This window comes from Brachybacterium halotolerans, from assembly GCF_016623465.1.
Lineage (GTDB): Bacteria > Actinomycetota > Actinomycetes > Actinomycetales > Dermabacteraceae > Brachybacterium > Brachybacterium halotolerans.
This window is the reverse complement of the sequence record NZ_JAEDAJ010000003.1, coordinates 190,590-201,274: the sequence shown is the minus strand read 5'-3', so window position 1 is coordinate 201,274 and position 10,685 is coordinate 190,590. Positions and strand designations below refer to the sequence as shown.

17 protein-coding genes are annotated in these 10,685 nt (G+C 68.4%); all 17 read left to right on the top strand.

Annotated features, from left to right (window positions below):
• The first annotated feature begins 553 nt into the window (after window positions 1–553).
• The 17 genes from rpsJ to rpsH all read left to right on the top strand — a co-directional run bounded on the left by rpsJ (window position 554) and on the right by rpsH (window position 10,666).
• The gene (rpsJ, locus tag I8D64_RS07435; RefSeq protein ID WP_050668652.1) at window positions 554–862 is read left to right on the top strand and encodes a 30S ribosomal protein S10; all 309 of its coding nucleotides are present in this window, start codon (window positions 554–556) and stop codon (window positions 860–862) included.
• Window positions 863–873: 11 nt separating this feature from the next.
• The gene (gene rplC, locus I8D64_RS07430; RefSeq protein WP_152351777.1) at window positions 874–1,554 is read left to right on the top strand and encodes a 50S ribosomal protein L3; all 681 of its coding nucleotides are present in this window, start codon (window positions 874–876) and stop codon (window positions 1,552–1,554) included.
• 5 nt (window positions 1,555–1,559) lie between these two features.
• The gene (gene rplD / locus I8D64_RS07425; RefSeq protein WP_200501870.1) at window positions 1,560–2,258 is read left to right on the top strand and encodes a 50S ribosomal protein L4; all 699 of its coding nucleotides are present in this window, start codon (window positions 1,560–1,562) and stop codon (window positions 2,256–2,258) included.
• On the top strand, window positions 2,255–2,557 hold the full coding sequence (gene rplW / locus I8D64_RS07420) for a 50S ribosomal protein L23 (protein WP_200501869.1): 303 nt from the start codon (window positions 2,255–2,257) through the stop codon (window positions 2,555–2,557). The genes rplD and rplW overlap by 4 nt, the downstream gene beginning before the upstream one ends.
• A gap of 46 nt (window positions 2,558–2,603) precedes the next feature.
• A complete protein-coding gene (gene rplB / locus I8D64_RS07415; protein WP_200501868.1) occupies window positions 2,604–3,440 on the top strand; it encodes a 50S ribosomal protein L2 in 837 nt (278 codons plus the stop codon).
• A gap of 15 nt (window positions 3,441–3,455) precedes the next feature.
• Window positions 3,456–3,737 carry a 30S ribosomal protein S19 gene (gene rpsS / locus I8D64_RS07410; protein WP_152351781.1) on the top strand — a complete coding sequence of 94 codons (282 nt, stop codon included), beginning with the start codon at window positions 3,456–3,458 and terminating at the stop codon, window positions 3,735–3,737.
• Window positions 3,738–3,781: 44 nt separating this feature from the next.
• Entirely contained in the window at window positions 3,782–4,135 is a 354-nt protein-coding gene (gene rplV / locus I8D64_RS07405) for a 50S ribosomal protein L22 (protein WP_200501867.1), read from the top strand.
• A 10-nt stretch (window positions 4,136–4,145) separates the two neighbouring features.
• Complete coding sequence (gene rpsC, locus I8D64_RS07400) at window positions 4,146–4,979, top strand: 30S ribosomal protein S3 (protein WP_200501866.1); 834 nt, start codon at window positions 4,146–4,148, stop codon at window positions 4,977–4,979.
• 5 nt (window positions 4,980–4,984) lie between these two features.
• Complete coding sequence (rplP, locus tag I8D64_RS07395; RefSeq protein WP_152351784.1) at window positions 4,985–5,404, top strand: 50S ribosomal protein L16; 420 nt, start codon at window positions 4,985–4,987, stop codon at window positions 5,402–5,404.
• On the top strand, window positions 5,404–5,634 hold the full coding sequence (gene rpmC / locus I8D64_RS07390; protein ID WP_152351785.1) for a 50S ribosomal protein L29: 231 nt from the start codon (window positions 5,404–5,406) through the stop codon (window positions 5,632–5,634). Before rplP ends, rpmC begins: the two co-directional genes overlap by 1 nt.
• Window positions 5,635–5,654: 20 nt before the next feature.
• Window positions 5,655–5,963, top strand: a complete 309-nt coding sequence (rpsQ, locus tag I8D64_RS07385) for a 30S ribosomal protein S17 (protein WP_152351786.1) — start codon at window positions 5,655–5,657, stop codon at window positions 5,961–5,963.
• Window positions 5,964–6,482: 519 nt separating this feature from the next.
• Window positions 6,483–8,213, top strand: a complete 1,731-nt coding sequence (locus I8D64_RS07380) for an MFS transporter (RefSeq protein ID WP_246482837.1) — start codon at window positions 6,483–6,485, stop codon at window positions 8,211–8,213.
• A 465-nt stretch (window positions 8,214–8,678) separates the two neighbouring features.
• The gene (gene rplN, locus I8D64_RS07375; RefSeq protein ID WP_152351787.1) at window positions 8,679–9,047 is read left to right on the top strand and encodes a 50S ribosomal protein L14; all 369 of its coding nucleotides are present in this window, start codon (window positions 8,679–8,681) and stop codon (window positions 9,045–9,047) included.
• Between the two features lies 1 nt (window position 9,048).
• Complete coding sequence (gene rplX / locus I8D64_RS07370; RefSeq protein WP_152351788.1) at window positions 9,049–9,435, top strand: 50S ribosomal protein L24; 387 nt, start codon at window positions 9,049–9,051, stop codon at window positions 9,433–9,435.
• Window positions 9,435–10,004, top strand: coding sequence for a 50S ribosomal protein L5 (gene rplE, locus I8D64_RS07365; RefSeq protein WP_200501865.1), 570 nt, complete (start codon window positions 9,435–9,437; stop codon window positions 10,002–10,004). The genes rplX and rplE overlap by 1 nt, the downstream gene beginning before the upstream one ends.
• 1 nt (window position 10,005) lies before the next feature.
• Complete coding sequence (locus I8D64_RS07360) at window positions 10,006–10,191, top strand: type Z 30S ribosomal protein S14 (protein ID WP_152351790.1); 186 nt, start codon at window positions 10,006–10,008, stop codon at window positions 10,189–10,191.
• Window positions 10,192–10,267: 76 nt separating this feature from the next.
• Window positions 10,268–10,666: a 30S ribosomal protein S8 gene (rpsH, locus tag I8D64_RS07355; protein ID WP_200501864.1), complete on the top strand. Its 399-nt coding sequence runs from the start codon at window positions 10,268–10,270 to the stop codon at window positions 10,664–10,666.
• The last annotated feature ends 19 nt before the right edge of the window (window positions 10,667–10,685 follow it).

Below are 10,685 nucleotides of genomic sequence, written 5' to 3'. Positions count from 1 at the left end.
GGGGGGGGGTGGGGGGGGCCGCGGGGGGGGGGGGGGGGGCGGGGGCCCCACACCCCCCCCCCCCCCCCCCCCGCGCCCCGTCTGCGCCATGGGCACGCGGCACCGCCGGGCCCTTCGACCGTTCGAGGGAAGACGCCGCAGGGCCGGTGCGAGGCCGGTGCGCTGCCCGCACGCTGTCCGCGCGCCGTCCGTGCGATCGCCGGCCGGACCGCGCCGCGGGCTGTGCCGTGTGACTCGCTCCACCTGTCCTGCCCTCGACGGGGAGCATGCGGGATGGCAGACTGGGGGAGTTGTCTGTGCGGGCCGACATGCCCGGTTCCGTTCACCGCTCCCGCGCTCTGCGCGACGCGGCGAATGATCACCGGATGAGGCCCAGCCCCAGGATGCGAACGGCGCCACCGCGTCGAGAGCGCATCGTGAAGAGGGAGAGCACGGACCAGCCGGCAACGGTCACTCGCCCATGGGGCTTCGTCCCCTAGGGAGTGCGACACGCCCGTCCTCGGGTACCGGTGCCGACTGCATGAATGTCCAGACGAGAGAGAGACAGGACGCCATGGCGGGACAGAAGATCCGCATCAGGCTGAAGTCGTACGACCACGAGGTCATCGATAGCTCGGCGCGCAAGATCGTCGACACGGTGAGCCGTGCGGGTGCGACCGTTGTCGGCCCCGTGCCGCTGCCGACCGAGAAGAACGTGTTCTGCGTGATCCGTTCGCCCCACAAGTACAAGGACTCCCGCGAGCACTTCGAGATGCGCACGCACAAGCGTCTGATCGACATCGTCGATCCCACGCCCAAGGCCGTGGACTCGCTGATGCGCCTCGATCTGCCGGCGGACGTCAACATCGAGATCAAGCTCTGAGGCAGGCCGATATGAGCAACGAACTGACAGGGCAGGCTGCCCGCGCCGTCGCCGGCGTGCTCGGCACCAAGCTCGGCATGACCCAGGTCTGGGACGAGAACGGCAAGCTCGTGCCGGTCACTGTCGTCCAGACCGACTCCAACGTCGTCACCCAGGTGCGCTCCGTGGAGAACGACGGCTACGACGCGGTCCAGATCGCGTACGGCCAGATCGATCCCCGCAAGGTGAGCAAGCCGCTCAAGGGCCACTTCGAGAAGGCCGGCGTGACCCCGCGCCGCCACCTCGCGGAGCTGCGCACTTCCGATGCCGCGGACTACACCGTGGGCCAGGAGCTCGACGCCTCCGTGTTCGAGGCCGGCCAGAAGGTCGACATCGTCGGCACCACCAAGGGCAAGGGCACCGCGGGCGTCATGAAGCGCCACGGGTTCGCCGGTGTCAGCGCCTCCCACGGTGCGCACCGCAACCACCGCAAGCCCGGCTCGATCGGCGGCGCCTCCACCCCTGGTCGCGTGTTCAAGGGCCTGCGCATGGCCGGCCGCATGGGCAACGTCCGCACCAGTGTCCAGAACCTGACCGTGCATGCGGTCGACGTCGAGAAGGGCCTCGTGCTCGTCAAGGGTGCCGTCCCCGGCCCCAAGGGCGGTCTCGTGCTGGTCCGCTCGGCCGTCAAGAGCCCCGTGAAGGAGGCCTGAGCCCGATGGCAGAGAACCTGACCGTCGACGTCCTCGACCCGGCCGGGAAGAAGTCCGGCACGGCCGAGCTCCCCGCGTCGATCTTCGACGTGCAGACCAACGTCCCGCTCATCCACCAGGTCGTCGTCGCCCAGCTCGCGGCCGCCCGCCAGGGCACGCACAAGGCGAAGACCCGCGGTGAGGTGGCCGGCGGCGGCAAGAAGCCGTACAAGCAGAAGGGCACCGGCCGGGCTCGTCAGGGCTCGATCCGCGCTCCTCAGTTCGCCGGCGGCGGCATCGTCCACGGGCCGGTCCCGCGCGACTACAGCCAGCGCACCCCCAAGAAGATGAAGGCCGCCGCGCTGCGCGGTGCCCTCTCGGACCGGGCGCGCAACGGCCGCGTCCACGTCCTGAGCTCGCTGCTCGAGGGCGACGCGCCCTCGACCAAGGCCGCGCGCTCCGCGCTGGGCCGCATCTCCGAGCGCGAGCACGTCCTCGTCGTGATCCGTCGCGACGACGAGCTGGGCGCCCTGAGCACCCGCAACCTGCCCACGGCGCATGTCCTGTTCGCCGACCAGCTGAACACCTACGACGTCATGCTCAGCGACGACGTCGTGTTCACCTCCGGCGGTCTCGAGGACTTCGTCGCGCGCGCCACCCTGTCCCTGCCCACGTCCTCCTTCGCCGCGGCGAAGAACGCGGGTGTCGAGGAGGAGTCCAAGTGACCACGCTGAACAAGGACCCGCGGGACATCGTCCTGGCCCCGATCGTCTCCGAGAAGAGCTACGGGCTGATGGACGAGGGCAAGTACACCTTCGAGGTGGACCCCCGCGCCAACAAGACCGAGATCAAGATCGCGATCGAGAAGATCTTCGACGTGAAGGTCGCCTCGGTGAACACGATCAACCGCCAGGGCAAGGCGCGCCGCACCCGCTACGGGCTCGGCAAGCGCAAGGACACCAAGCGCGCTGTCATCACCCTGACCGACGGAACCATCGACATCTTCGGAGGGTCGGTCGCCTGAGCGACCGATCGCCGAGGATCCGAAGAGAGTCAGAGGGAAACCCACCATGGGAATTCGCAAGCACAAGCCGACCACGCCGGGCCGTCGCGGCTCGAGCGTCGCCGACTTCGTCGAGATCACTCGCAGTGAGCCCGAGAAGTCGCTGGTCCGCCCGCTCTCCAAGAGCGGCGGCCGCAACTCCAACGGTCGCGTCACCTCGCGTCACCGCGGCGGTGGCCACAAGCGCGCGTACCGCGTGATCGACTTCCGCCGCGCCGACAAGGACGGCGTGAACGCCAAGGTCGCCCACATCGAGTACGACCCCAACCGCACCGCTCGCATCGCGCTGCTGCACTACGCGGACGGCGAAAAGCGCTACATCCTCGCCCCGGCGAAGCTCCGTCAGGGCGACTGGATCGAGAACGGCGCCGGCGCGGACATCAAGCCGGGCAACAACCTGCCCCTGCGCAACATCCCGCTGGGCACCGTGGTGCACGCCATCGAGCTGCGCCCCGGCGGCGGCGCGAAGATCGCCCGCTCGGCCGGCGCCTCCGTGCAGCTGGTCGCCAAGGAGGGCCGCTTCGCGCAGCTGCGCATGCCCTCCGGCGAGATCCGCAACGTCGACGCGGACTGCCGTGCGACCATCGGCGAGGTCGGCAACGCCGAGCAGTCGAACATCAACTGGGGCAAGGCCGGCCGCATGCGCTGGAAGGGCAAGCGTCCGCACGTGCGCGGCGTGGTCATGAACCCGGTCGACCACCCGCACGGCGGCGGCGAGGGCCGCACCTCCGGTGGTCGTCACCCGGTGTCGCCCTGGGGCCAGCCCGAGGGCCGCACCCGGCGTCCGAACAAGGAGAGCGAGAAGCTCATCGTCCGTCGTCGCCGCACGGGCAAGAAGCGCTGATAGGGAGCCAGAAGTATGCCTCGCAGTATTGCCAAGGGCCCGTTCATCGACGACCACCTTCAGAAGAAGGTCGACGTCGCCAACGAGAAGGGCACCAAGAACGTCATCAAGACCTGGTCGCGTCGTTCGGTCATCACGCCGGACTTCCTCGGCCACACCTTCGCAGTGCATGACGGCCGCAAGCACGTCACGGTGTTCGTCACCGAGTCGATGGTGGGCCACAAGCTCGGCGAGTTCGCCCCCACGCGGACTTTCAAGGGCCACGAGAAGGACGACCGGAAGGGCCGTCGTCGCTGATGCGAGTCAGTGACGACAGCACTTCTCTCGAAGAGAGGACAGCAATGGAAGCCAAGGCGCAGGTGCGGTATCTCCGCATGTCGCCCATGAAGGCCCGGCGCGTTGTGGACCTGATTCGTGGCAAGAGCACGGTCGAGGCTCAGGACATCCTGCGGTTCGCACCGCAGGTGGCCTCCGAGCCCGTCCTGAAGCTCGTGCAGTCCGCGATCGCCAACGCCAGGGTGAAGGCCGATCAGGCGGGGGAGCGTTTCGACGAGCGGGAGCTCGTCGTCTCCGCCGCGTACGTCGACGAGGGTCCGACCATGAAGCGGTTCCAGCCGCGTGCTCAGGGTCGTGCCTTCCAGATCAAGAAGCGCACCAGCCACGTCACCGTGGTGGTCGCTCCCGTGAACAAGTAAGGAGTCCCGTATGGGCCAGAAGGTCAATCCCAATGGGTTCCGCCTCGGGATCACCACGGAGCACACCAGCCGGTGGTTCGCCGACTCCACCAAGGAGGGGCAGCGGTACCGCGACTACGTGAAGGAAGACGTCGCGATCCGCAAGCTCATGTCCGAGGGACTCGAGCGTGCCGGCATCTCCAAGGTCGAGATCGAGCGCACCCGTGACCGTGTCCGCGTCGACCTGCACACCGCCCGCCCGGGCATCGTGATCGGGCGCCGCGGTGCGGAGGCCGAGCGCCTCCGCGGCGAGCTCGAGAAGCTCACCGGCAAGCAGATCCAGCTGAACATCCTCGAGGTCAAGAACCCCGAGGCCGACTCCCAGCTGGTCGCGCAGGGCATCGCCGAGCAGCTCGCCGCTCGCGTGTCCTTCCGCCGTGCGATGCGCAAGGGCATGCAGTCCGCGCAGCGCGCCGGCGCCAAGGGCATCCGCGTGGCGGTCTCCGGCCGCCTCGGCGGCGCCGAGATGAGCCGCAGCGAGTTCTACCGCGAGGGTCGCGTGCCTCTGCACACCCTTCGCGCGAACATCGACTACGGCTTCTACGAGGCCCGCACCGCCTTCGGCCGCATCGGCGTGAAGGTGTGGATCTACAAGGGCGACGTCACCGCCAAGGAGCTCGCGGCCCAGCAGGCCGCCTCGCAGGGTCCCCGCTCCGGTCGGGGCCCGCGTGCCGAGCGTCCGCGCGGCCGTCGCAACGAGCGCAACGCCGCCGCCCGTCAGCAGCGTCCCGAGCAGGCCGAGCAGGCTGCTCCCGCCGCCGCCGAGCAGAGCGCTGCGCCCGCTGAGTCCGGAACGGAGGCCTGAGGGACATGCTGATCCCCCGCAGGACCAAGCACCGCAAGCAGCACCACCCCACCCGCAGCGGCATGTCCAAGGGCGGCAACGATCTCGCGTTCGGCGAGTACGGCATCCAGGCGCTCGCGCCGGCGTACGTCACGAACCGCCAGATCGAGGCCGCGCGTATCGCCATGACCCGCTACATGAAGCGCGGCGGCAAGGTGTTCATCAACATCTACCCCGATCGACCGCTCACCAAGAAGCCTGCCGAGGTCCGCATGGGCTCGGGCAAGGGCTCCGTGGAGTGGTGGGTCGCCAACGTCAAGCCGGGCCGCGTCATGTTCGAGGTCGCCGGTGTGTCCGATGAGGTGGCTCGTGAGGCGCTGCGCCTGGCAGCTCACAAGCTGCCGATGAAGTGCCGCATCCTGAGCCGAGAGGGTGGTGACATCTGATGGCAGCGACCAAGCTCACCGCCGAGGAGCTCGACAAGCTGGACGACCAGAAGCTGGCCGACGAGCTGTCGAAGGCCAAGGACGAGCTGTTCAAGCTCCGCTTCCAGTCCGCGACCGGCCAGCTGGAGAGCTCCGGCCGCCTGCGGTCCGTCAAGAAGGACATCGCGCGGATCTACACGATCCTGCGTGAGCGCGAGCTGGGGATCCGCCAGGCCCCGACCGCCGAGTGACCGCGAAGCGAGGAGAACACATGAACGACAACGTCCACGAGGACGCAGCCGTCGAGGGGCACCACGCCTCCTCGCACGACCGTCCCTACCGCAAGACCCTGCGCGGGTACGTCGTCTCCGACAAGATGGACAAGACCATCGTCGTCGAGGTCGAGGAGCGCGTGAAGCACTCCCTGTACGGCAAGGTCATGACCAAGACCAAGAAGTTCAAGGCGCACGACGAGGAGAACACCGCCGGCATCGGCGACCAGGTCCTCCTCATGGAGACGCGCCCGCTCTCGGCGTCGAAGCACTGGCGCCTGGTCGAGATCATCGAGAAGGCCAAGTGACCCGTCGATCCTCGTGATCGCAGGCGCTCGGTGCCGCTGAGGCCGGCCGTCCCCACTGGGGGCGGCCGGCCTCTCTCGTATGCGGTCCCGCTGCCGCCGAGTCCTCCGGGCAGCGGGAGCATGCGTCGGCCTCTGAGAGGGCTGTGCGTCTGCCGCCAACAGGGCTGTGCGTCGGTCCCGAGCCGGGCCTCGCGCCGGCATCCCGCGGGACGGCTCGGCATCCGCGGGAGCGGGGGAGCGGAGTCGGCCGAATCCCCCGGCCGACGTCCGGGATGTGAACCGCGACACTCCCTGTGAGAGATCCGCGTATGCACTGGTCAGAGTCCTGTTTCGAGCATCGATCCAGGTCATGGACCTGACATCGGCCGCGAAACCTGTTTTCCTAGTGCGCCGTGCCCGCTCCCCGGGAATTCCGCCGGCTCGCCGACGGCGCTCCCTCGGGGCACGAGGAAGGAAGCGCCGACCACCCTGTTCCCGGGCGTCGGCCCCTCGGCACCGCAGCCCCACGAAGGCAGGTCCATGTCCTCTTCCGAGCCGTCATCTATGCCCGGCGCCGATCCCACGGTCGGCGCCGACCCCCAGTTCGGTCCGCAGAGCGAACCCGCACGCGGCTCCGGCCGCACCGGCCGCAAGCTCCTCGGCCGCAAGCCCAAGCAGCCGCGCCTCGAGGTCGATGACGTGCTCGTCGTCAAGGGCTCCAAGATGCGCACCGCGATCGGCGGCACCGTCGTCGGCAACGTCATGGAGTGGTTCGACTTCGGCGTCTACGGCTACATGGCGATCATGCTGTCGCAGCTGTTCTTCGACACCGGCAGCGAATCGCTCGACCAGATCCTCAGCCTCCTCGGCTTCGCGGTGAGCTTCCTCGTGCGCCCCTTCGGCGGACTGGTGCTCGGGCCCCTGGGTGACAAGATCGGACGCCAGAAGGTCCTGTTCTTCACGATGGCGATGATGGCCCTCGCGACGGCGCTGATCGGCGTGCTGCCGACGATCTCCGACATCGGCGTGTGGGCGGCGTTCCTGCTTTATGCCCTGAAGCTCGTGCAGGGCTTCTCCACCGGCGGCGAGTACGCGGGAGCCACCACGTACGTCTCCGAGTACGCGCCAGACAAGAAGCGCGGCTTCTATGCGTCGACGCTCGATGTGGGCTCCTACTTCGGCTTCGCCCTCGGAGCCGGCGCCGTCGCCCTTACCCACCTCATCACCTCAGCGGTCTGGGGTCCCGACGCGATGCTCGCCTGGGGCTGGCGCGTGCCCTTCCTCATCGCGATTCCGCTCGGCGCGATCGCGATCTGGTTCCGCGCCCGCATCCCCGAGACCCCGGCGTTCGAGGCCACGGAGGCGGAGCAGCAGGCGGAGGGAGCTCCCTCCGCGGAGGACGCTGGATCCCTGCACGTCCGCAAGGGCCCGGTCGACATCGTGCGCTACCACTGGCGCGAGCTGCTCATCGCCATCGCGATCGTGGCCGCCACGAACGCGACCGGCTACGCGCTCACGAGCTACATGCCCACGTACCTGGGCACGCAGTTCGGGTACAACGAGATGACGAGCGCCGCGACCACGATCCCGGCACTGCTCATCCTGTGCGTGATGATCCCGTTCGCGGGGCGGGCCTCCGACCGCTTCGGTCGGCGCGCTGTCTATTTCGCGGGGTCGGCGACCTCGGTCGTGCTCATGCTCCCGGCGTTCTGGCTCATGCATCAGAGTTCGTTCCTCGAGATCCAGGTGGCGATGGTGATCGTCGCGCTCCCCGTCGCGCTGTTCGTGGGGCCCTCGGCAGCGGCGCTGCCGGCGCTGTTCCCGACGGCCGCGCGCTACGGAGCGATGGGCATCGCCTACAACATCTCGGTCTCGCTGTTCGGCGGCACGACCCCGGTGATCTCGCAGACCCTGATCGAATGGACGGGCAACAGCTACATGCCCGCTCTCTGGCTCATGCTCTTCGGTCTGATCGCCGGCATCGCGGTGTTCTTCATGAGTGAGAGCGCGAAGCGTCCGCTGCTCGGGTCGTTCCCGTCGGTGGAGTCCGAGGAGGAGGCTCGAGACCTCGTCGCCCACCAGGACGAGAACCCGCTCCTGAACACCTCGGAGATGCCCATCGTGGTCGATCCCGAGATGGAGGCGGAGATCGAGGCCGCGATGGACGTGCCCGGCGCGGGTCTCCCGTCCGACGCGGACGCGCAGTCCGAAGACGAGGGCCGCGACGGCAGCGGCGCATCGGGCACGGATCGCGTCGGGGCCGGCTCCTGACTGACCCGGAGACCGATGCCCCCTGAAGGACGCGGGGGAGCGGTGCTCCGCTGACGGGCCCGGCCGACGGACTTCTCTTCGGCCGGGCCCGTCCGCGTCCCGGCGCCTCGGCGCCTGGGCGACCACTGCGCATGAGCAAGGACACAGGCCCGCCGACGGTCCCGCCCTTCCGCCCGACCCCGCCCAGCACCTACACTTGAACGGTTGCTGATCTCGTGCATGCCCTCGGGCGTGCACGGAGGATGCGGACCGCAGCGTCCATCCCCCGTCGGAGACCGCGCACCATCGGCCCCCTCGTGAGCCCCGGGTGTGTCCGAGTCCGCCGGAGGGTTTTTTGATGCCCGCCGCGCTCCGCACCGTCATCCGGCCCTGCGGCCGGGTATCCGGGCAACGGTCCATATCCGTTCCGCAAGGCTGGCTCCCCGTCCCGGGTGGCGAGAACCGGCGAGACGACAGGAGTACTGAGTGATTCAGCAGGAGTCGCGACTGAAGGTCGCCGACAACACGGGTGCGAAGGAGATCCTCTGCATCCGCGTTCTCGGTGGCTCCGGTCGCCGTTACGCAAGCATCGGCGACACCATCGTGGCGACCGTCAAGGACGCCATCCCCGGTGGCAACGTCAAGAAGGGCGATGTCGTCAAGGCCGTCGTCGTGCGCACCACCAAGGAGCGCCGTCGCGCCGACGGTTCCTACATCCGTTTCGATGAGAATGCCGCCGTGATCCTCAAGACGGACGGCGAGCCGCGAGGCACGCGCATCTTCGGCCCCGTGGGCCGCGAGCTGCGCGACAAGCGGTTCATGAAGATCATCTCGCTGGCGCCGGAGGTGCTGTGACATGGCAGGCATGAAGATCAAGAAGGGTGACCTGGTCCAGGTCATCACCGGCCGCACGAGCGATGGCGACAAGGCCGCCAAGCGCGGGCTCGAGCCGGGCGACAAGGGCAAGCAGGGCCGTGTGCTCGAGGTGTTCACCGACACGCAGCGCGTGCTGGTGGAGGGCGTCAACCGCCGCACCCACCACCTGCGTCCGACCCAGCAGGGCGGCGCCGGCGGCATCGAGCAGCGCGAGGCTCCGATCCACGTCTCGAACGTGGCGCTCGTCGACCCCGAGGACAACCGTCCCACCAAGGTCGGCTACCGCGTGGAGACCCTCGAGCTCGAGAACGGCCGCACCAAGCAGGTCCGTGTGCGCTACGCCAAGCGCTCCGGGAAGGACATCTGATGAGCACCGTGACGACCGAGGCGCCCACCCCGCGCCTGAAGACCACCTACCGTGACGAGATCAAGGCGAAGCTCTCCGAGCAGTTCGGCTACGAGAACGTCATGCTGGTCCCCGGCCTGACCAAGATCGTCGTGAACATGGGCGTCGGCGACGCCGCTCGCGACTCGAAGGTGATCGACGGCGCGATCCGCGACCTCGCCACCATCACCGGTCAGAAGCCTCAGGTGACCAAGGCCCGCAAGTCCATCGCGCAGTTCAAGCTGCGCGAGGGCATGCCGATCGGCGCCCACGTGACGCTGCGCGGCGACCGCATGTGGGAGTTCCTGGACCGTCTGCTGTCCACGGCCCTCCCGCGCATCCGCGACTTCCGCGGCCTGTCGCCCAAGCAGTTCGACGGCAGCGGCAACTACACCTTCGGTCTCACGGAGCAGGTCATGTTCCACGAGATCGACCAGGACGAGATCGACCGGGTCCGCGGCATGGACATCACGGTCGTGACCACCGCGAAGACCGACGACGAGGGACGCGCCCTGCTCAAGCTGCTCGGCTTCCCCTTCAAGGAGAACTGACATGGCAAAGACAGCGCTGATCAAGAAGCAGGAGCGCAAGCCGAAGTTCGGCGTGCGCGCCTACACCCGGTGCCAGCGGTGCGGTCGTCCGCACTCGGTGTACCGCAAGTTCGGGCTCTGCCGCGTGTGCCTGCGCGAGATGGCTCACCGCGGTGAGCTCCCCGGCGTCACGAAGAGCAGCTGGTAAGGACTATCACCACAGGTCCTGCGAAGAGCGCCACGGCGCCGCTGCAGGAAACCAGGTGAGGAAGAAGCACTAAGACATGACCATGACCGACCCGATCGCGGACATGCTGACGCGTGTCAGGAACGCCTCCGGCGCCTACCACGATACCGTCACCATGCCGTACTCGAAGCTGAAGAGCGGCATCGCGAACATCCTGAAATCCGAGGGCTACATCCTCGGCTGGCACGAGGAAGAGGCCGAGGTGGGCAAGAACCTCGTCCTCGAGCTCAAGTACGGCCAGAGCCGCGAGCGCGCCATCTCCGGCGTCCGCCGCATCTCGAAGCCGGGCCTTCGCGTGTACGCCAAGTCCACCAATCTGCCCAAGGTCCTCGGCGGCCTGGGCGTGGCGATCCTGTCCACGTCCTCCGGCCTCCTGACCGACAAGCAGGCTGCCAAGAAGGGTGTGGGTGGGGAAGTCCTCGCCTACATCTGGTGAGCGGGAGAGGAGCACACCG